Raw genomic sequence first — 21,917 nt, 5'->3', positions numbered from 1 at the left:
ACATATGTTTCGTCACCTGTTTTTGTTTTATATCTCTTAATGCGTTTGTTCATAACTTCGAATATGAGCTAAAATGGCTGGGTCCTTAATTTTAGTATCTTCACTTAGCAATAAAAGCTTTGCCATAATTTCAGCTGTCCGTGGATCATCATCCACCATAGGTAAAAATATACGTCCACGATGCTGAGATGGGACTGCGACAATCGGTATCATCGAACCACCGACTTGATGAACGATACCGCTGCCTAAATGCAAGGAATAGCTTGCTAATTTACCTTCAATAAGGACATGTTGTTTTTTAGTTTCTACGTTGGATAGTTTTAATAATTTAGCTAATTCTTCAACGATAATACTCCGCATGTCAACAGTAGAATGACTGGCCTCAGGGTCGACACCACCAACATGGGCAACGCTGACAACGAGGTCCATATCCCGCATAACCTCGGAGAAGATTGCGGCTGGAATATCATCTAAGACGATATCTTTTCCTGTTAAACGGTTGTAGAAATAAACACCTTCGATTGTAGGTGCTTCGATTTCTGCTGGAGTAAACCAGTCTGCCTGCGCATACAAGGAAGCCACTATATTTTCTTTGTAATACACCTTACGAGGTCCAGTTTCATAACTAATTTGCCAGCCTCGTGTTTTTAACAAGGCTACTGTTTGAGATGGATTGACTTGATGTCCCGCATAACGCAATGATTGTTTTCGTCCTTTTTCGTCTGCATTTATAAGGTATAGTTCACGGAACACTTGTTTAAATGGCTGTTGTATTTTGTGCTCGAACATATAGGCTTGCCATTGTCTCCATTGACCACTTTCAAGAAGATGATAAGGATGAGCAATCATTAAGGTTGTTGTTGGAGCCAAATTCACAACGTTACCTGATAGTACTTGTAAGCCCTCTGGTGTTATCATCCCAACATGCTCGCCGCTAATAAAGACAAGCTTTTGTAAAAGAGGAGCTAGAATTGGGTGAGCTAACAGGTTGATTAGCTCTTCCGCTGAAAATATGGTTTCTAATGCCATTGCCTGCTCAAGTGCTGGACGTGCACGTTTATATTGCTCTTGCAAATCTTTGCGAGCTTCTTGAAGAGTGACAACGTCAGCATGCTTTTTTAAAGCAGTAGGTATGTTTTTTAGTCGTTTACCATCTTTTTCAACAATTATCGTAATAGTTGCATCTTCTTCGATTTGTAAATGCGCTGTTATTTGTTCGATAGGCTGTGCTTTAAATAATTGCTGAATATCGTTAAAGGCTGATAATTCCATTCGCCATATGAAGCGAGTGGCTTCCCCATCTCCAGCATTACGGGCTAAATTTTCTAGTGCAATACTAGCTGCTCGTGCCTCACTTGCCCTACGTTGAGCGCCAAATTGTTTACTCTCCTTTAAAAACTGTTGAATAAATTGGTAACGATCTAGAGCATCTTTGTCATCTGCTGATTTTAAAGGAATAAGTCCAAGTGCACGTAGTTTATCTTTATTGCGCTTTTCTTGAATTTCTTTCATTAATGGTTTCGGACTAAGTTTGCCAATGGCTGTATCTGCATATAACTGAGCTCGACGATGGTTGGCTCCTTCAGAAGCATATTTTGCTGCATCATATACAACTTTAAATTTCTTCGAACCCAATGTTTGGTAAGCACTTTGGAACCATGCTAAATCAAAGGCGCCATCACCAAAATCTTCTGCCGTTATGCTGGAGAAGAGAGCTATCTGATCTTTGGCAAAATCTGATAAAGAATCTGTAGTATGAGCGATAAAATACCAAGCTGATTCCTTTAGTCCTTCCCAGTCAATCACTTCACTGACAAGGTCAATCCAATGCTGGTTATACATCATAGCTTCAATTAAACGCTCTTTAGAAATCTCTGTTTTTTGCCATGCTTCTTTTAATTGCTGTGCCGTTTCTTCTTTTTTAGGATAGCAGCTAGTTAAAAGGCGGGAGAATACATCTTTCTTCGTTTCAGCCTGCCATATATAGCCTCGCGAAAGCTTTTCACCATCAAGTGCCTGTAAAATTTGCAGGAAATAATCAATCCCTTCAAAGTAAGAAATGCTACTAGCCAGCTTGGTAACAGCTGTTGGAGTATCACCACGCTTCAGTTCTATAGCTAAGATGCGATCTATAGCTTCATTACGAATAGCAAGGAAATCCGTTAAGTCATCAAACGATTGATAGCGATCTAGTAGTTTACTTGGTTCAGTAAATATTTCTGAGGCAAGAGTATTCGTAAAAATGGCTTCATATAAATGGTCTTGCTTTAATAGACCAGCTTTAAAGGCATCTAAATATTGGAATAATGATAAATCGTATAGAATTGGGCTATAATTTTCTTTTTGCATACGTTTTGTTAGCTCTTCATTGATGGCAAGCATTTTAGCATAGTCTTCATAAGTTGCATAATTCGATAGTCGATCGACAAATGCCTCAATAATATCTAAGTCGATAATTGTAGAGGTAGATTGATAGTAGTAATAACCTTTATCTCTTACATTCACTTGCCATTGATCAGCAGGGATTTGATGTAATAGCTGAAGCACAATACCAGCTGCCTGATTGAAGCTATTAAATACCGGTGTATGTCTTTCTAGTAATGAAACTGCTTCTGTATGCAGTGTTGTCTCTCCTGAAATATTTTTGATATCTTGTGACAAAACAGAAAAAATTTGTTGAAGTGTATAGTGATATTTCAAGGAATTAAATTGAGCAACATATTTTTTTATTTCTTCATACTGAAAGAATGGTTGTATAAGAACATGGGCTGCTTCAGAAAGGTCATGCGCAGCAGGGTATTCAGATAGATGACTATAAAAATTAAAATACGCTAAGTCTTCACTGCTAAAGGATGATGATTGAATCCATTGAACAATAGCCTCTGGGATAGGATAAACATCCAAACTAGCATGTCGCTGACTGTCTGTTTTAGTGGCCAATATACTGTATTTTTGTCCTAAAGTAGTGGTCATTTTAGTGTCATTCCATTGAAAAGTTTCATATTCAAAATCAGCATATTCATCAAGAATATGAATAAGTTGCTCTAACTTGAAGAGAAGCTTATCTAAATCATATTGGAAAAATTTTTCAATGGGTGTAGGTGTTTGTACATATAAAGGTATAAGCTGTTGCCAAGGTTCTTCACTGTTCATTTTGATGGAGCTATTGGTAATGCTATCGTATGAAATAGGGGCATGTGGTGTATACAAGCCAAAGCCATTGCTTTCGTTATATTCTGGTACATCCCTTGCTACTAATTGTTCTAAAAATACTTGTTCATTTTTTGTTATCTTTGGTAATAGTGAGCATAATGCCGTAATTTGCTCGTTAGCTAAATTGTAGTCCTTAGAGGCCTCTAATAATAATTCAAGACCGCCAAGCCTCTTTAGCTGTTTATTATCTTTTATTAATCGTTCAGCGCTTTGCAATACATGATCTTGTGGTTGTACTTTCAAGAGTGAAATAGCTTCTTTTCGCAGAGCCCCAGATTTATTAGCTAAAAGATCCTCAATTTTTGCTATTTCTTCTTGGGTTGGTGTCAGGGCATGTATTTTTTTTAATGCAAGGGAACGATTGATAGAGCTTCGATCTCGTAAAGAATTGAATAGAAATTCACGCTGTCCTTGTGTGATTGGATCAAGACAATAAATATTCAATAGACCAATCCTACTTGATGGTGGATAAGCATCTGAACGTGCGATGATTCGTTGGAATAACTCTTCATCCTGAAGATAATGCGCAAGAATGATTTGTGTTGAAATTAAGTCTTCGAATGACAAGTGTACAAAGACAAAAGATAAAGGCTTGCCTGTAATGGATAATCCGTCTTTTGTCATTTCATTTTTTGCCCATTCAAGCTGTTCAAATAAAGGATATTCTATGCCTTGTAGCTGTGAATTTTCTTTCATAAAGCCTTGAAGTGTTTTTTCCCATTCGTTATCTCTCGCATATTCACTATTTATATAGTGGTTGGCATGAATGAAATTATTCCATGCAAATGCAAATAACTCGATATCCTTCGTTGTTAAAATTAATTCCTTCACAAAAGGCGCTGTAAAGGAGATTTTTGATAGATTCTTTAAAAAGGCTAATGTTGTAAGCTGAATATGCTTGTCTCGCTTTAAGAGATCAGCTAATAGCAATTCTAGCTTCGTATAGTCTTTTGTAGAAGTCGCCCATAATGCGACGTAAATATCAATGGTACGTTCACTTTTTAGCAGCTGTTCGGTGAAATGATCATCTTCCATCGCTTGGATGGCTAAAGACAAAACTTCTTCCGTAATTTTTTGATTTTCAAAGCTACTATAGCCAAGTCCCATCCATGTATCGACCGCTCGAATAACAGAGGAGAACCTTGTTAGTTGATGTTCCTGGATAAGTTTCATCATTTTTAGTTGTGCATCTAGATTCCCATGGTCAATATTTTCTACAATTGCTTGTCGAAGCCCTTCTTGACGTGCAGCCGCTACTAATAATTTACCAAGTGCTTCATGCATCCGACTATTGCTTGATTTAAAAATGCCACGAATGAGGGGATGACCGAAAAAGCTACTGCGGTGCTCATCAAATAAAATACTTTCTATCTTTTCTTCAATGATAGGATTTTCTAAGGATAACTCTTCAGCAAGCAATTGCTCAAATACATGAAAGCTCATTACTTTTTCATTTTCGTTTTTCAATACATAGGAGCTATAGTTAGGGTATGTACCATGCTCATATTGGCTGTGGTGAGCTAGTAAATCTTGTAAACCAATTTCCTCAAATGTCAGCATCTCCTCTATTAATTGTAGACATTGAAAAAGATGATCTTGTACGGACGAGGCTGACCGAAATGAGCGACGTAAACTATCAGTTTGGAATATCGTAGCATCAAAACGTAAAGCTAATTTCTTGATATGGGATGCCCGTTCCTGTGAAGAAAAAAGTGTAAGCACTTCTAATAATGGTCCGCTAAATAGTTCCTCTAGTGATTGAACGTGCTGTTCTGTAATAAGCTGTTCAATATCATAATTCCGATTGTCCATATATTTTAGTAATGCAGCCGCTAATGGCTGTATAGTTGACGGTGCTGTGTCAACTATACTTTGAAAATGTGTTTTTTGTTCATGTGAAAGTGTCATGAAACATTCCTCCTTACCAAATTCGTCCTGCAAGCATTGTTAATTTAATAAATGTAAAAACATCGTCCTCCTGTACAGCTAGTGGTGAGTTAAGCGAATCTATGGTCTCCTCATTATGAAGGACTAAAAAAAGTTCATCTTGAAAAGCTTGGAGCATTGTAGAGACGGCTTGGTCTACTGGTTGGAATGAACCGTTTTTTTTCTCTCCAAAATGGACTTTGCCGTACTGAGCAGCATGATCTAATTGCTGATCGGTTAAATATAGATGGAGAGGCGTATCTACCATTTTTTCGTTATATTGTTGTACCTGTTGTGTGACAATCTTTATAAGTAAATCCTGTAAATTTATGACAGGCTCTTCGATAAAAAATGGAATCTTTTGAAGCTTACGTGATTTCTTACCGATTACTTTTTGTTGGTAAAATAAACGCAATCTAACACCTCCTTACAATAATTTCATTATACAAGAGGGGTAGCTGTGAAAAGAATAAGGCATACGAAGCTAGTTGCATAAATATTTTTGGGAAATGTGTAACAAAAAATAGTGTATTACGGATGATTTGTAAGGTAAAAAGAGAGGGAAGTTCTGCTAAAGGATACTTCAAAAATAGAACGTTTGTACGATTGTTTTCGTTGGGGTATGTATCATTTTGCGCTCTAACACAAATAGTAGAGAAAAGACAGAGGATGTTACGCAAGTATTTTTCAGGAATAAATACGTATGGAAATATATACTAAAAAACGAAGGTGCTTTTCTTACTTGAACAATTATTTGCCCAAGCTGTAAAGCTATTAAAAAATCCATTACTGCTTCTAGTGAATGGATTTTTTATGAGATTTCTAGTAAGACATCATTTCATTCCTTATTTCATAAACTTTATAGGTATGATTTATCAAGCTAGAAGGAGGCAAAGTCATTCAAATACATGTTGTACGGGCTGGCGAGTCTTTATGGGGTATTGCGGAGGCATATGGGACTACAGTTCAAAGTATTGTAGACGCCAATAAAATTCCAGAGCCAAATCGTTTAGTCGTGGGGCAAGCACTCGTTATTCCAATTGTCGGCAGTTTTTATTATGTACAGCCAGGAGATAGTCTATGGTCAATCGGGCAACGATTGGGTATTAACTATGTAACACTTGCACAAGTAAATGGTATTAATCCGAACCAACCATTAGCTGTTGGGATGAGATTATATATTCCGCAACCACCAAAAACCAGAGCAGAAACGTTAGCATACTTAGAACCAAGGGGTACTTCTGTTAGTGAGGTGCTTTTGGATCAAGCCAGAGAAGCGGGTCCCTATTTAACATACTTGGCTTTATTTAGCTACGAAGCCAGACGAGATGGCACCTTACGGATACCGCCTAGTCAAGGTGTACCTCAGATTACGGATGATACTGGGGCTTCTTTGGCAATGGTTGTTACGAATCTGGAAAACTTCAGTTTTAGTGGAGAGCTAGCGAGAGATATTTTTCAAAGTACGGCTGTTCAGGATTTACTCTTTGATAATATTCTTGCAGAGGCTAATAAGCTAGGTGACGTTAAGGATATCCATTTTGATTTTGAAAATTTACCAGGCGATCAACGAGAAGCCTATAACAATTTTTTAAGAAGAGCTGTGGAGAAGTTTCATACTCAGGGTTACACAGTATCTACTGCGTTGGCTCCAAAAACAAGTGCAAGTGATCGAGGTCCATGGACTGCGGGACATGATTATAGGGCACATGGTGAGATAGTGGACTTTGTTTTACTAATGACCTATGAATGGGGTTATTCAGCAGGACCACCAATGGCTGTTTCCCCACTTCCTGAAGTGGAGGAAGTGGTCAAGTATGCGGTGAGTGAAATACCTGCAGGCAAAATTATGCTGGGACAAAATTTATATGGTTATGATTGGACGTTACCATTTGTTCAGGGGGGGCCTATTGCAGAAGCATTGAGTCCTCAACGAGCTATTGAGACTGCCAAACGTTACAATGCGGCAATTCAATATGATTGGAGAGCACAAGCTCCGTTTTTTGAATACTATGATGAACAAGGTAGGGCACATATTGTTTGGTTTGAAGATGCAAGATCCATTCAAGCTAAATTTAATCTTGTTAAACAATATAATCTTCGGGGGATCGGCTATTGGAAATTAGGACTACCATTCCCTCAAAATTGGCTATTAATTGGTGCTAACTTTGATGTGGTAAAGAAATGATATGCGATAGAAGAATAGGGTTTACCCAATGTATTTTCTGCGTAGTTGGTAATTATCTGTAAAATTGTTTCTAAATATAGGAATCTGTATTATAATTATGGTAAATTGTATTTTAGGAGGGATATTTTGGGTAAATTCAAAAAGTTAGGAATCATTTTAACATCAACAGCTTTTTCTGTTGGTATGCTAGCACCAATATCGCAGGCATCAGCAAATGTAAAGGAATCATCGGAGCGTATTGAAATTCAAGTAGCTTCAACTGAAACAAAAATTACAAAAAATATGCTGATAAAAAAGCTCCGTTCACTATTCCCGGAAGAGTTCAAATTTGTAGCGGATCAAGATTTTAATTCTGGACCTGGACATTTCTATAGAGATGATACAACGGTTCGATATGAACTAAATTTCTATAAAACCATTAAAGGTAAAGATGTACATGGTAGTTTTGTATTTAAGGGTGATGATTTAGAATTAGAACACTTTTATTATCAGCCTGCAAATATGGCAGAGGCAATCTATCCAGCAAAGTATTCAGAGAATGAAGCACAAAAAATTGCGCAAAAATTCCTGGGTAAATTTGTGAATTCGGATAATTTTAAACTTCGAGATGATAATAACGAATATGGTTTTAATATTACTAGACCGTTATCAGAACCAATTACTTACTCCTTTACCTATTCACCAATTTATAATGGGGTTCTTATTGGAGATCAAAGTATAACTATTAATGTTCTGGCAAATGGTGATGTTACCGGGATGTCTAGTAATGCAGAGTCTATTAGTAAAGCTTCTTTTGATAATTTAGATCAAAAAAAGAAAGAAGAAGATGTGTTGGCGCAAGTTCGTGAAAACCTAGCTATGGAACTTCGTTATTATATTGATTATGATTACAGATCTGACCAAAGTAACGTGAAGCTTGTTTATGCGCCTGTTACAGGGTTCAATGGTGTACATGCTCTTAATGGGCAATGGCAGACAGCAAATGGCTTCACTGAACAGTTGCCGAAGACAAAGAGTGTTGAAAAAATTTCAGCACAACCGCTACCTCCAAGAAAGAACGGTATAACGGCAACTGAAGCTGAAGAATTCGCAAAAAATTTCTTAAAAGTTGATGAGAGTAAAGCAAAGCTTACGATCGATTTAGTAGATGAAAGAGAAAATGACAATGGTGAGACGATCTACTCTGTAAACTATACGTATATGTATGGCAATGGTGGATCGGGTAGCTCTTTAGAAATTAATAAGGCGACAGGTGAGCTAGTTCAGTATCATGACCTATCAAGAGACTTTTTAACAGATAACAAAGTAAACGCTATTTCTAAGGACGCTGCATTGAAGAAGGCAATCGATTACTTAAAGGAATGGGCACCTTCGTATTTACATGAATATTCAATGCCAATAGAGGATGCTGTATTTGATCAATATAGTAAGGACTATTACTTCACCTTCCCACGCATCATGAATGGAATTGCAGTTGTAGGAGATGGTTTACATGTAGGGATTGGGGCTGATGGAACCTTACGCTCATTAAGTGTTAATAAGCAGAAGATAGATAACTGGCAGCCGATTAAAAATGTCATATCAGCTGACAAAGCAAAAGAAGCTTATAGCAAAGCACTTACATTGCAATTACAATATGTAAAACAAGATACAGAGAGTAAACTACATTACGATTTAGTCTATGCGCCTACTTACAATGGCAGTTTATATAACCAGATAGATGCTGTGTCTGGTGAATGGCTAAATAATGTAGATGGCTCCACAGAGAAACCAGTTATTTCTCATCCAACAGCTGCCAAAGAGTTGAACTATTTATTCAATCAAAATGTGTTAGATGTAAAAGATATAGCAAACTTTAATGCGGACGCTGCTGTAACAAAAGGAGAAGCATTGAAAATTTTATTGCATTCCTTAACATATGGTTACTATGGTAGTGGAGATGGAGAAAAGCAATCCTTCAACAATATTGATAAAAAACATCCTCTCTATGGGGTAGTAGAGCAAGCTGTTAAAATGGGCATCATTCAGCCAGCTAATCAATTTGCATTAGATGCTACTCTGAGTCGTCAAGAGTTCGCAGAGTGGTCAATCAAACTATTACAATTAGACAATGTTGCTAAGTATAAGGATATTTATAAATTAAACTTTGCTGATGCAGCTTCAATTGATCCAGCGTATACAGGCTATATTGCATTAGCAAATGGTATGGGTCTGATTGACGCACAGCAAAATAACTTTAATGCTACGAAGAGTGTGTCATATGCTGATTTAGCTGTCTCAACAGTCCGTTTAGCAAAGGCTATTCAAGAAAATAAAGTTGATCGCAACTTCTATTATTAAGTTATATGTCATAAAAAGGGCATTTCCTCATTAGAGGAGATGCCCTTTTGGGGTTAGTTTATAGCAGAATGGGGAAATAATATGAAAAGAAAGGAGTGTACAACTAGATGAAATTAAAATTATTATTAGCGATTTCTTTCGTAATGGTTATATTGTATGGCTGTAACAAAGAAGAGGTGAAGGATGTACCTACTAATGCGCCGGCAGATCAGAATGCTTCACAACAGACTGGTGATACGCCTACAGACCAAGTGACATTCAATTTTTTAGAGTTTTCATTAGATGTTGATTATTCTGCTACGGAGTCATACGAGGTAGAGTATGAAAATAAAAAAACAGGTATCTCAGCGAAGTTACAGGATGATCGACAAAATGTAAAGTTACAGGGTGATGAAGCCTATACAAAACTAGAGCCGTTATTTAAGCAGTTAAATTTTGATTCTACCACTCCAAATGATGAAGTGATTGATCAAGTAATTAAAGTTTTTAATATTGAAGATAACTATCAGTCCATTGAAGTCGAAGTAGAGTTTATGGACGGAAATGAGAAGGAATTCAAACGACTACCTTAAAAATGAGACAAGCCAGCTAAAGCGTTAGCTGGCTTTTACATGTATGAACGCTAACGTTCCCAATGTCGATGCTTTGCAAGGAGTTGAATAAAAGAAGGTAAGTTATTAGCAACCCCATTTTTATTGGCGAGATGCTGTGAAAACGATACATTTTTAGCAAGGCCAATTGTTTTAAAGTGCTGGTAGGCTTCTTCAATAAATTGCTCTGCTTTAGCTTGTTGATTCAAATCATGGAAGGAACCAGAAACGTAAATCCCATCATAAAGTACGGAAGAAGCAGTGGCAAATGTTTCATGAATCTCAAAGCCATTTAGTAACCCCTGTTTTGTACTAACTAATTCAACTACTATATTTTTGCTCAGCAGTGTAGCTATTAGCTCATTTAAGTTTTCTTCCGTATTTTCTGCTACAATCACCGCTACTTTAAAAGTTTTGACACTTTCTACTGCATTCAAGATTTGGCTAACAGCAGGGGAAGTTTGCATTATGTGCGGGACCTCTACTTGTACAGGCGGTACGATACCAATATTATCTGCAATAGCTGTAGCAAGGGAATGGCTGACATGAGCAAACATATCAACAACTTGTTTTCGAATGGCTTTGCTTTTTACTTTTCCCAGTTCGAAGCTAAAAGCATTGATGATATGTTCCTTTTCAATCTCTGTCATACTCAGCCAAAATAACCTAGCTTGTGTAAAGTGGTCTTTAAAACTTTCACTGCGGGCGCGTACCTTATGTCCCTCTACTTTTTCCTCATAATGTGTATAGCCACCTTCTTCCTCAGAGACAGGGGACGGTGTATTATCAGCTAAGGAATTTTTGTGGTAGCTAACTTGCCCAACATTAATCGTTTGTCGACCATAGCCATCTCGTTGATTATTATGGAAGGGACAGATGGGTTTATTAATAGGGATCTCGTGAAAGTTTGGGCCACCTAATCTTATTAACTGTGTATCTGTATAGGAGAATAAGCGGCCTTGTAATAAAGGATCATTAGAGAAGTCAATGCCAGGTACAACATGTCCTACATGAAATGCAGCTTGTTCTGTTTCAGCAAAAAAGTTGTCCACATTTTTATTAAGCGTCATTTTGCCAAGGATACGGACAGGAACTTCTTCTTCAGGCCATATTTTCGTTGCATCTAAAATGTCAAAATTAAATTTGAATTCATCTTCGAGCGGAATAAGCTGCACGCTGAGTTCCCACTCTGGATAATCCCCTCGTTCAATGGATTCCCATAAGTCTCTGCGGTGGAAATCAGGATCTTTACCAGCTATGATTTGTGCCTCATCCCATACTAACGATTTAACACCTAGAACAGGCTTCCAATGAAACTTAACAAAATGGGACTTCCCTTCAGAATTGATGAAACGATAAGTATTCACACCGAAACCTTCCATCATTCGATAGCTTCGTGGAATTGATCTATCTGACATATGCCACATAACCATATGGGCAGATTCCTGATTGTTTGCAATAAAATCCCAAAATGTATCATGGGCACTTTGAGCTTGAGGAATTTCGTTATTTGGTTCGGGCTTTACTGCGTGTACGAAATCGGGGAATTTAATAGCGTCTTGTATAAAAAATATAGGAATGTTATTTCCGACCAAATCATAATTACCTTCCTGTGTATAAAATTTTGTAGCGAAGCCACGTGCATCGCGGACGGTATCAGCGGAGCCTCTTGAGCCTGCAACGGTCGAAAAACGAACAAAGACAGGTGTTTTCGTTCCTTTACCATTTAAAAATTGTGCTTTTGTAATGTCACTTGCACATTCATAGGTTTCAAAAATGCCGTGTGCAGCCGATCCACGTGCATGAACGACTCTTTCTGGAATACGTTCATGATCAAAATGCGTCATTTTTTCACGAAAATGAAAATCCTCTAGTAAAGTAGGACCTCGATTGCCAGCCTTTAAAGAATGTTCATCCTCAGCTATTTTTAGCCCTTGATTGGTTGTGAGTGGTTGATTTTTATCACTTACTCGGAATGCTTCTAATTGATGTTGTTTTTGATTGATATCTTTTTTCATTTATAGAATCCTCCTTTATAAGTTACAACTACCTTCTACCCGCAGAGGATGTTCACAAACATTTTCAGCTCACAATTAAAATACGAAACAAAATGATTGCTGATTAAAAATGGATATGTTATTATTATCTCGAATTAAAGATAATTAAATTCGAAATAAGTGAGGGAGTCGTATGAAGGAAGACAATCGTAACTTAAAAGCATTTACGGTCTTGTTCCGAGCATATCAAACGATTCAGGAAGCAACAAAAAGGGATTTACTTCAATTTGACTTAAATCAAACCGAATTTTCAGTCCTTGAATTTCTGTATCATCGTGGCGAGCAGCCCATTCAAGTAATCGGCAAAAGAATATTAATTGCTAGCAGTAGTATTACGTATGTAATTGATAAGCTTGAACAAAAAGGCTATGTATATCGCAAATCTTGCCCTAGAGATCGACGTGTCACTTATGTATTGCTTACACATGAGGGACAAATTTTAATGGAAGAGATTTTCCCTAAGCATGAACAAAAAATAAATGAAATATTTGAAGTATTGGAGCCTCAGGAGCTGGATACAATGATTTTGTCCCTTAAAAAGGTTGGCAAAAATGCTAATGAACATTAAAAAAATTTAAATAAATATCTCGATTTCGAGATAATAGGAGGAGAATTTTATGAACCATTTAAAAGGTGTACACCACGTAACCGCTATTACAAGCAGTGCTGAAGAAAACTATAAATTCTTTACCTATGTATTAGGAATGCGTTTAGTGAAGAAAACAGTAAATCAGGATGACATTCAAACATATCATTTATTCTTTGCAGATGATAAAGGTAGTGCTGGTACAGATATGACGTTTTTTGATTTCCCTAACATTCAAAAAGGTGTACATGGTACGAACGAAATTTCAAAGACTTCCTTCCGTGTGCCAACAGATGCTTCCTTAGAATATTGGGAAAAGCGCTTTGATCGATTGCATGTAAAGCATACTGGTATTAAAGAGCAGTTTGGTAAAAAAACATTATCATTCGTGGATTTTGATGATCAGCAGTATCAGCTTATTTCTGATGAGCATGATACAGGAATTGCATCAGGTACGCCTTGGCAGGTCGGTCCTATTCCACTTAAATATGCTATTACAGGTTTAGGACCAGTATTTATTCGCGTAGCTAATTTCAATTACTTTAAAGATGTTTTAGAAAAAGTAATGCTGTTTACCGAGATTGGGGAGGAGGGTGACTTCCATCTATTTGAAGTAGGTGAGGGTGGAAATGGAGCCCAAGTGATTGTAGAACACAACACTGTGTTACCAGTAGCGCGCCAAGGTTTTGGTACTGTTCACCATGCAGCCTTCCGTGTAGAGGATCGTGCAGTATTAGATGAATGGACTGCGCGTTTTGAAAGCTTTGGTTTCCACACATCTGGCTATGTAAATCGTCATTTCTTTGAATCATTATATGCACGTGTAGCGCCACAAATTTTATTTGAGTTAGCAACAGATGGCCCAGGATTTATGGGAGATGAGCCGTACGAAACTTTAGGAGAAAAACTTTCATTACCACCATTCCTAGAACCAAAACGTACCCAAATTGAAGGCCTTGTTCGCCCTATAGATACTGTAAGAAGTTCCATTACGTTCGATAAAGAATATGAGTAATATTATTTTATTCAGTAGACAATTTTTTCTCTACTGAATGGTTACATATTGGATTGGGGGTTTAATGAATGGAATTTTCCAAATTAATTGATAAGCGTCGATCGGCGAACAATTTTTTAAAGGACGTAAAAATGACTGAGGAAGATATACGTCCAATTTTAGAGGATGTTAAACTTGCTCCGTCAGCTTTTAACTTACAGCATGCCAATTACATCGTTGTGTTAGATGAGACTATGAAGGAAAAAGTAAGAGAAGCTGCATATGGTCAATATAAAGTACATTCAGCTTCTGGGGTCATTCTTGTATTAGGTGATAAAAAAGCTTATAAAAACACGGCTGAACTAAGTCAGGGTATGGTGGACTTAGGGATTATCACAACATATGAGTTAGAAGAAATAGTTGCTGAGAATACTCACTTTTATGAAGATCGCGGCGATGCATTTATGAAAGAAGAAGCGATTCGAAATGCATCTTTGTCAGCAATGTTATTTATGCTAGCAGCGAAAAATCGCGGATGGGACACTTGTCCTATGATAGGCTTCGATAATCAAAAAATGCGTGAGCTTTTCAATGTGCCCGAAGAGCAAGAAATAGCTCTCATGATTACTATTGGGAAAGAAAAAGAAAGCAGTCGTCGTTTACGCGGTTATCGTAAGCCAGTCGAAGAATTTGCCACTTATTATTAAAGTGGTATAAAATTACAAAAGTTATATAAATACTATGAATAATATACATTTAGGAGGAAACATCGTGAAAGTAGTAGCCATCGTAGGGAGTATCCGTAAAGAATCTTATAATATGCAATTAGCTCAATTTATTGAAAAACGTTATGCCGAGAAATTGGATCTAGAAGTGTTAAGTCTGAAGGATTTACCGATGTACAACCAAGATATCGAAAATGAAGCACCACAAGCAGTACTTGATTTTAAAGCGAAAGTAAAGGCTGCAGATGCAGTGTTATGGATAACACCAGAATATAATGGAACTGTTCCAGGTGTGATGGTTAATGCAATTGACTGGTTATCTCGTGTAGATAAAGTAATGATTGGCAAGCCATCTATTATAATGGGTGCATCTATGGGGAATTTAGGTACTGTTAAAGCACAATTACATCTGCGTGATATATTATTCTCACCTGGTATTAATTCACCATTACTAAGTGGTAATGATGTTTATATCGGTGCTGTGCATACTAAATTTGATGAAGAAGGTAATTTGACGGATGAGGGTACAGTGAAATTCTTAGATGTAGTCATCGATAATTTCTTAAACTGGTCAAAAAAATACATTTAATTTAAAACCTAACCCATAAGTTTATAGTATACTTATGGGTCTTTTTCTGTTTGGATCGAGCTTTTTTCTGCATGAAATCTTCATATTTTGCCGATATACTAGTAAGAAACTCTAAAATGGTGGTTACAGATGAGAAAATTATCACTAAAGCTAGGCATCATCTTTTTCATTACATTATTTTGTATTGAAACATTTATGATGTTTTTTTTACACGCCTCATTGACTAATTCTAGAGTCGAAGAAGAATTAGCAAGTTTGCAAGCGAGAGGAAACTCACATCGCACAATATTAGAACAGAACTTTAATAACGAAACATTAGCACATGTCGTCCTGATGGAATCGGAAGAATCTACAGATGTAGTGGTGACAGATGCTGAGGGGATCATTTTAGCCTCCTCGCAACTACATCCTGAAATCAAAGAGCTGATAAAGAAAATAGATGAGACTATTCCATACGAGGGAAAGATTCTACAAGATAACTGGCGAGAGGTAAAAGCTATTGCTACTATTAGTCCAATGAAAAGAGAGCAGACAACGATTGGCTATGTCTTTATGTTTCAAAATACAGACTCAATCCATGCTTTAATGAAACGTTTAAATAAACATTTTCTTATTGTGGGCATTGTCTCTGGTTTAGTAACCATTGCTGTCATCATTGTGTTATCTAGAAAACTTGCGGAACCATTAATTCAGATGAAAGAGGCCACTTTGAAAATGAGTAAAGGGGATTTTACTGTCGCTCTTTCTACAAATGGCAAAGATGAACTTGGAGATTTATCGAATGCCATTCAGCTACTATCCAATGAGTTAAATCATTTAAGGCAGGAACGCGAAGAGTTTTTATCTAGTATTGCCCATGAGCTTCGTACACCGATAACCTTTATTAAAGGCTATACCGATATTCTTTATAAACGTGATTTATCAGCGCAGGATCGACAAAAATATTTAGCCATTATACGGGAAGAGACAAATAGACTTTCTCGTTTAATAAAGGATTTATTTGATCTAGCTAAAATGGATGAAAACTCCTTTATAATTGAAAAACAAAATCTAGATTTACAGGCTTTTTTTACTGGCATTAAGGGGAAATTAAGCCCTGCTTTTCAAGAAAAAGATATCCACTTTGAGGTATGCTGTGAAAACGGCTTAACGTTATGGGCAGATGAGGCAAGATTAGAGCAAATAATAATCAATCTATTAAATAACGCATTGACCTATTGCGGACAGGGAGATACTACCACGGTAAATGTTAAGAAGGTCAATGGTGTCTTAACGATTATTATTCGTGATACAGGAAGAGGGATTCCCAACAAAGATTTACCGTTTATTTTTGAGCGCTTTTACCGTGTAGAAAAATCTAGAAGTCGTGCTTTAGGTGGCTCTGGATTAGGTCTTGCAATTGTCAAGGAACTCGTACAGGCCCATGGGGGAGAAGTGACGGTTAAAAGTGAACTAAATAAAGGGACTGTTTTTGAATTATCGTTTAAAGGAGTAGGAGCGGATGAAAACCATTTTATGCATAGACGATGAACCAAGAATGTTAGATTTATTGACTCTTTATTTAGAGCCGGTGTTTCATTGTAGAGCCATGTCGTCCATTCATGATGCGCTCATATATCTAGAGGAAGAGCATGTTGATTTAGTTCTTTTGGATATTATGATGCCAGAGATGGATGGATTTCAAGTGTGCCAAGAAATCAGGAAGTTTTGGCATGTACCTATCATCATGCTTACGGCAAAAGGAGAGCACTCGGATATTGTAAAAGGATTAAACATTGGGGCAGATGATTATATATTAAAACCTTTCGATGAGGAAGAGCTATTAGCACGTATACATGCTGTATTAAGGAGAACCAAAGTAGAAAACAAAGTCGTTGTCTTTGAGGGGTTACGCTTAGATAAAGAATCCTTTGAATTATATTTTCAACAAGAAGCCATCCCATTAACACCAAAAGAATTTTCCATGATGTCCTTATTTCTAGATTATCAAAATAAAGTATTTTCAAGGGAACATCTTATTAATACAGTTTGGGGATATCATGTATCCATTGAGGATCGCACTATCGATTCCCATGTCCGAAATTTACGTGAAAAATTAAGAAAAAGCGGTTTTCCTGCTGATGATTATTTGCAAACTGTTTGGGGAATCGGCTATAAATGGCATAAGTTTGCGGATCGAAAGCCTTGAGAACATAAAAACTAGAAAACAACCTCTGCCAAATCTATTGGGAGAGGTTGTTCGGATTATTGCGCTGTTAACTCATCTTCTGTTACCCATTTATGATTTTTCACTGTTTCACCATTCGTCGTAGAAATATAATCAACCATATAAACAGTGGTTGGTACAGCTTCTTCAATTCGGACAGTCGCGTTTTTCATTCCTGCCATATGAGTAGCAGTCGTTTTTACCTCTGTGTCAGAGGATAAAGGCGCTTCTCCTACATCAATTAATTCCTCATGGATAATCCATTTATGATTCTCTACACGTTCGCCACCAGATGTTGGATTATAAGAAATAATATAGGCTGTAGTTTTATAGGCACCAACAATTGTCGCTTCAGCACCTTTCATCCCTTCCATATGCCCATCTTTAATCAAAGCGGTACTTCCTACCGGAAATGTTGGATCTTCAGCCTTTTTTAATGTAGCTGGTACTTCTGCTGAGCTAGAATGGTTCATCGTGGAGTGATCCATTTCTGTTTGTTGCTCCGACTCTGGAGTATTATTTGAAGTTGATGAAGGCTCCGTTTTATCTTCAGAACAAGCTGATAAAGTTAGTAAAACAACTGCTAATAATAGTCCACCTGACCACCTTCGTTTGAATGTCATATGAGATTCTCCTTTCTATTTGCCCTTACTGTAACAAACAAATATGCAGAAAGGATGAACATTAACGATTACAAAAAACTTCTTTAGTCCATTAACTTAAGAAGTGGGTGTAAGCGTTATTGAATGGGTAAGATTTTCAATGTTTTTTGCAGTCGGTACGCTAAAAAACCAGCGAAAATAGCTAAAATAATATCTTTTGGAAGTGGGGGGATCATCCAGAGCCAAGCTAATCTATAGGAAAAACCCTCTGGCGCACTGGCCCATAGTTTGTATGCAATAAACAGCCAGTTGGTACCTATTAAATAATTGAGAGCAGTTGCCAAAAATGCCGCTAGAATATAGCTTTTTCTCGTACCACTTCGTTCTACCATTAATCCAGCCATATACGCTGCTAAAATAAAGGTAATAATGAATCCAAATGTGGGGCTTAATAGTTGACTAAAGCCTCCACCAAAGCGAGCAAAGACAGGGGCTCCTGCTAATCCAATGCACATATAAACTGTGCAGGCAAGCGCTCCCTTTCTACTACCCAAAATAAGTCCTGCTAAAATGGCAAAAAGGGTTTGGAGAGTAATCGGTACTCCTCCCACTGTCATAAAGGGTACAAAGGAAGTTATATTGGCGCCGATCATCATAAGGGTAGAAAATAATCCAATATATGCCATATCTACAGTTCTTAATTTTTGATGACTTTGATTTGTTGCTGTTGTCATGATTTCACCTCTTATTTCAGAGTACTTACCGATAGTGTAAAAAACTAAGTTTTTTGTGTCAACTTAATTTTTGTTCATTGTTAACTCAAGTATGCTGGAAATTCCTTGTAGACTAAGTATCTATAAAAATGTATGATAGAATCGTCATAATTTTATAACTTCACATACTATTGGTGTGACATTTGAAACAATGTCGCTTAAAAGGGAAATCGGTGGAAGTCCGATGCTGTCCCGCAACTGTAACGAGGAGTCCTATCATGTTTATTTGCCACTATTAAAATGGGAAGGCTAATTATAGGATGATGAATCGAAGCCAGGAGACCTGCCAATAAGTAATACCTGTAATGCCCACGAGGATGCAAGCAATTACGGACAATAGCTGGATTTTCTGACTTTGTTTATTCGAGGGTATTTTTGTGCATATTTTGCACGAAATGCCCTTTTTTTATTGAGTGCTAACTGAAGTAAGAGGATCTGGCCAAAATCATGCGAAAGTATATTTAATTGCTTCATTCATCATCTTAGTAGGAGTTTAATGAATGAATAAAAAATTTATGTTATTTTCTTTAGTGCTTCTTTTAGTATTAATCGTATCCATGACATTTGCTGTGATGGTAGGATCTGTTTCTGTGACGCCATTATATGTATGGAAAGTAATTCTTTCAAAATTACCCTTTATACAACAAACAATAGAGCAGGATTGGAGTCGCTCACAGGAAATTATTATATGGCAAATAAGAGTACCCCGTGTCATCCTTGCGGCTATTGTTGGAGCGGGTTTAGCCATTGCAGGGGCAGCAATTCAGGCACTTGTAAGAAATTCCATTGCAGACCCGTACATATTAGGAATTTCTTCAGGAGCAGCAGTTGGAGCAACTTCAGTAATTATTTTAGGTGCTTTTTCATTTTTAGGTATTTACGCACTTTCTGTATCAGCTTTTATAGGGTCTTTGCTTGCGATTGGGTTAGTGTTTTTCTTATCGCGCGTAGGTGGCAGGGTCTCGATTTTTCGCTTACTATTGGCAGGAATGGCAGTTTCCTTTATATTAACAGCCATTTCTAATTTTATATTAATGATGTCAAAGCAAGAGGGTGCATTAAAGGCCGTTATGTTTTGGATGTTAGGAAGCTTAGCTGGAGCTAAATGGAGTAATATTATTATTCCAGCTTCCATCTTTTTCATAGTGTTTGCCCTTTTATGGCTATTTTATCGAAATTTAAATTTGCTATTACTTGGGGAAGAGGCTGCTGTAACATTAGGAGTCAATCTTCAACAATTTCGCATACAGCTCATATTACTTGTCTCTCTTTTAACGGGGGTACTTGTAGCAGTCAGTGGTTCTATCGGATTTGTGGGATTAATTATTCCGCATATAGTACGGTTAATTGTCGGTTCTAACTATAAATATGTAATACCGGTCAGTGCTTTATTAGGAGGGATATTCTTAGTCTGGGCAGATGCTTTAGCTCGCATTATAATTGCCCCACAGGAGATGCCAATCGGTATTATTACAGCTTTCTGTGGGGGACCATTTTTCATTTGGTTGCTCCGTCGTAACAATTATTCTTTCGGTGAAGGAGATTAAGTTCTATGACATTAGAAGCAAAACAAGTATCATTCTCCATTTACGATCAGCAAATACTTCACGAGGTAAGTGTAAAAATAAAGAAAAAGCAATTTGTCGGGTTAATCGGCCCTAATGGTAGTGGGAAGTCGACCTTGCTTAAAAATATGTATCGTCTCCTAAAGCCGGAAAGTGGGACAGTCTTGTTAAATGAACAAGATATTTTAAAGCAATCTAGTAAAGCCATTGCTAAAAATTTAGCCGTTGTGAGTCAAGAAACACCTGTATTATTTGACTTTACTGTTCACGATTTAGTCAGTATGGGAAGGACTCCACATAAAAAGCTTTTAGAGCTTGATCAGGAACAGGATTTTCAAATTGTTAAAAATGCTCTCAAGCAAACGGGTATATTGCATCTCGCGAAACGAAGCTTTAGCTCACTTTCCGGTGGGGAAAAGAAGCGTGTCATGGTGGCAAGAGCACTTGCTCAGCAAGCACACGTACTTATATTAGATGAACCAACAAATCATTTAGATATTCAACATCAACTTCAGTTGATGGACTTAATTCAAACCTTACATCTAACAGTAGTAGCCGCTTTGCATGACTTGAATATCGCCGCAATGTACTGTGATCAAATTTATGTTTTACAGCGTGGACGCATTGTTTGTCATGGTACACCAGAAGAAGTGCTTACACCATCATTACTGCAAGAAGTATTTGGAGTATTTGCAGATATTCAAACACATACACTGACGGGTAAACCGTATCTTACATATGTCCCTGAACAATTTGCAAGAAGGACCAACCCTATTTAGTAATCACAATTGTCTTGCCTCAATCATTTAACATCATCTAAATAAAAAGGGCGCCACTTCATTAAGAGGGCGCCCTTTGTAATCAAATATCAAGATACTGCTTTTAAACCTGCAACTCCAATGATAATTGCAACGATACTGATGATTCGTGCAAGGTTTTTAGATTCCCCAAAGAACATAATATTGACAAGCACGGCACCTACAGTTCCAATACCAACCCAAACAACATAGGCGATACTTAATTGTAAATAATTGAAGGAAGCATATAAAAGTGCAAAAGATAAACCAAAGCCTCCGATGTATAATAATAAATTTCGGACGGTTTTATGTTGACTATAAAAGCGTAAACCAATGACACCGACTATTTCCGCCACTGCTGCTAATATAACGAATACCCAGCCCATTATGCATCCACTCCTTTTGTCGTACTAGGATCTTTCGATGGATTATCCGCCAATTTTAGGCCAATAACGCCCAACACTAAAATAACCATAAATATCCCCTTAATCGCATTAAAGTCACCATTGAAAATAAAAATATCCATTAAGGTCGTTCCGATTGCACCTGCTCCAGCGAAAATTGCATAGACAGTACCAGTAGGAAGTTTTTCACAAGCCTTTGATAAGAAGTGAAAATCAATAGCGATAATAGATACAATAATGATCCAATGCCACCATGAATTTGCTACATTAAAACCGAATATCCAGAACAATTCAAATAAACTTGTTAGTCCTACATACATCCATTCTTTTTGCATAAATAAATTCCTTTCATAGTAAAATAT

18 protein-coding genes and 1 riboswitch are annotated in these 21,917 nt (G+C 37.1%); of the genes, 11 read left to right on the top strand and 7 right to left on the bottom strand.

The annotated features are described in order from the left end of the window. Positions 1 to 36: 36 nt before the first annotated feature. Positions 37 to 5,121, bottom strand: coding sequence for a DUF4132 domain-containing protein (locus A2J09_RS16300; RefSeq protein WP_012291949.1), 5,085 nt, complete (start codon positions 5,119 to 5,121; stop codon positions 37 to 39). 13 nt (positions 5,122 to 5,134) lie between these two features. After that, positions 5,135 to 5,554: a hypothetical protein gene (locus A2J09_RS16295; RefSeq protein WP_012291950.1), complete on the bottom strand. Its 420-nt coding sequence runs from the start codon at positions 5,552 to 5,554 to the stop codon at positions 5,135 to 5,137. Positions 5,555 to 6,154: 600 nt separating this feature from the next. On the opposite strand from A2J09_RS16295, the gene A2J09_RS16290 reads away from it, so the two are divergent. From A2J09_RS16290 to A2J09_RS16280, 3 genes are all read left to right on the top strand, one after another. Further along, a complete protein-coding gene (locus A2J09_RS16290) occupies positions 6,155 to 7,327 on the top strand; it encodes a glycoside hydrolase family 18 protein (protein WP_012291952.1) in 1,173 nt (390 codons plus the stop codon). 126 nt (positions 7,328 to 7,453) lie between these two features. Beyond that, entirely contained in the window at positions 7,454 to 9,667 is a 2,214-nt protein-coding gene (locus A2J09_RS16285; protein ID WP_036160386.1) for a YcdB/YcdC domain-containing protein, read from the top strand. 107 nt (positions 9,668 to 9,774) lie between these two features. After that, positions 9,775 to 10,239 carry a YusW family protein gene (locus A2J09_RS16280; protein ID WP_012291954.1) on the top strand — a complete coding sequence of 155 codons (465 nt, stop codon included), beginning with the start codon at positions 9,775 to 9,777 and terminating at the stop codon, positions 10,237 to 10,239. Between the two features lie 50 nt (positions 10,240 to 10,289). Here A2J09_RS16280 and A2J09_RS16275 read toward each other — a convergent pair whose 3' ends face one another. Then, complete coding sequence (locus tag A2J09_RS16275; RefSeq protein ID WP_012291955.1) at positions 10,290 to 12,275, bottom strand: catalase; 1,986 nt, start codon at positions 12,273 to 12,275, stop codon at positions 10,290 to 10,292. 172 nt (positions 12,276 to 12,447) lie between these two features. Between A2J09_RS16275 and A2J09_RS16270 the strand changes: the two genes are divergently transcribed. The 6 genes from A2J09_RS16270 (at position 12,448) to A2J09_RS16245 (ending at position 17,396) form a co-directional block, all read left to right on the top strand. After that, positions 12,448 to 12,882: a MarR family winged helix-turn-helix transcriptional regulator gene (locus tag A2J09_RS16270; RefSeq protein WP_012291956.1), complete on the top strand. Its 435-nt coding sequence runs from the start codon at positions 12,448 to 12,450 to the stop codon at positions 12,880 to 12,882. 49 nt (positions 12,883 to 12,931) lie between these two features. Further along, positions 12,932 to 13,915, top strand: a complete 984-nt coding sequence (locus A2J09_RS16265) for a ring-cleaving dioxygenase (protein ID WP_012291957.1) — start codon at positions 12,932 to 12,934, stop codon at positions 13,913 to 13,915. A gap of 68 nt (positions 13,916 to 13,983) precedes the next feature. After that, complete coding sequence (locus A2J09_RS16260) at positions 13,984 to 14,601, top strand: nitroreductase family protein (RefSeq protein WP_012291958.1); 618 nt, start codon at positions 13,984 to 13,986, stop codon at positions 14,599 to 14,601. Positions 14,602 to 14,665: 64 nt separating this feature from the next. Continuing rightward, a complete protein-coding gene (locus A2J09_RS16255; protein WP_036160389.1) occupies positions 14,666 to 15,208 on the top strand; it encodes an NADPH-dependent FMN reductase in 543 nt (180 codons plus the stop codon). A 129-nt stretch (positions 15,209 to 15,337) separates the two neighbouring features. Then, positions 15,338 to 16,738 (top strand): ATP-binding protein, encoded by a 1,401-nt coding sequence (locus tag A2J09_RS16250; protein WP_012291960.1) that lies wholly within the window; start codon positions 15,338 to 15,340, stop codon positions 16,736 to 16,738. Further along, a complete protein-coding gene (locus A2J09_RS16245) occupies positions 16,710 to 17,396 on the top strand; it encodes a response regulator transcription factor (protein WP_036160392.1) in 687 nt (228 codons plus the stop codon). Before A2J09_RS16250 ends, A2J09_RS16245 begins: the two co-directional genes overlap by 29 nt. Before the next feature lie 56 nt (positions 17,397 to 17,452). Here A2J09_RS16245 and A2J09_RS16240 read toward each other — a convergent pair whose 3' ends face one another. Next, positions 17,453 to 18,037 carry a YdhK family protein gene (locus tag A2J09_RS16240; protein WP_012291962.1) on the bottom strand — a complete coding sequence of 195 codons (585 nt, stop codon included), beginning with the start codon at positions 18,035 to 18,037 and terminating at the stop codon, positions 17,453 to 17,455. Positions 18,038 to 18,153: 116 nt separating this feature from the next. After that, positions 18,154 to 18,750 carry a biotin transporter BioY gene (locus A2J09_RS16235; protein WP_031416340.1) on the bottom strand — a complete coding sequence of 199 codons (597 nt, stop codon included), beginning with the start codon at positions 18,748 to 18,750 and terminating at the stop codon, positions 18,154 to 18,156. A 154-nt stretch (positions 18,751 to 18,904) separates the two neighbouring features. Beyond that, positions 18,905 to 19,095: riboswitch (cobalamin riboswitch) on the top strand. A 194-nt stretch (positions 19,096 to 19,289) separates the two neighbouring features. Between A2J09_RS16235 and A2J09_RS16230 the strand changes: the two genes are divergently transcribed. Together A2J09_RS16230 and A2J09_RS16225 are read left to right on the top strand one after the other, a co-directional pair. After that, complete coding sequence (locus tag A2J09_RS16230) at positions 19,290 to 20,336, top strand: FecCD family ABC transporter permease (RefSeq protein WP_012291963.1); 1,047 nt, start codon at positions 19,290 to 19,292, stop codon at positions 20,334 to 20,336. Positions 20,337 to 20,341: 5 nt separating this feature from the next. Next, complete coding sequence (locus tag A2J09_RS16225) at positions 20,342 to 21,133, top strand: ABC transporter ATP-binding protein (RefSeq protein WP_012291964.1); 792 nt, start codon at positions 20,342 to 20,344, stop codon at positions 21,131 to 21,133. Positions 21,134 to 21,222: 89 nt separating this feature from the next. Here A2J09_RS16225 and A2J09_RS16220 read toward each other — a convergent pair whose 3' ends face one another. Both A2J09_RS16220 and A2J09_RS16215 read right to left on the bottom strand, forming a co-directional pair. After that, on the bottom strand, positions 21,223 to 21,537 hold the full coding sequence (locus tag A2J09_RS16220) for a DMT family transporter (RefSeq protein ID WP_012291965.1): 315 nt from the start codon (positions 21,535 to 21,537) through the stop codon (positions 21,223 to 21,225). Continuing rightward, on the bottom strand, positions 21,537 to 21,890 hold the full coding sequence (locus tag A2J09_RS16215; protein WP_012291966.1) for a DMT family transporter: 354 nt from the start codon (positions 21,888 to 21,890) through the stop codon (positions 21,537 to 21,539). The genes A2J09_RS16220 and A2J09_RS16215 overlap by 1 nt, the downstream gene beginning before the upstream one ends. Positions 21,891 to 21,917 lie beyond the last annotated feature (27 nt).

This window comes from Lysinibacillus sphaericus (assembly GCF_001629735.1).
Lineage (GTDB): Bacteria > Bacillota > Bacilli > Bacillales_A > Planococcaceae > Lysinibacillus > Lysinibacillus pinottii.
This window is presented reverse-complemented; position numbering and strand designations above follow the sequence as displayed.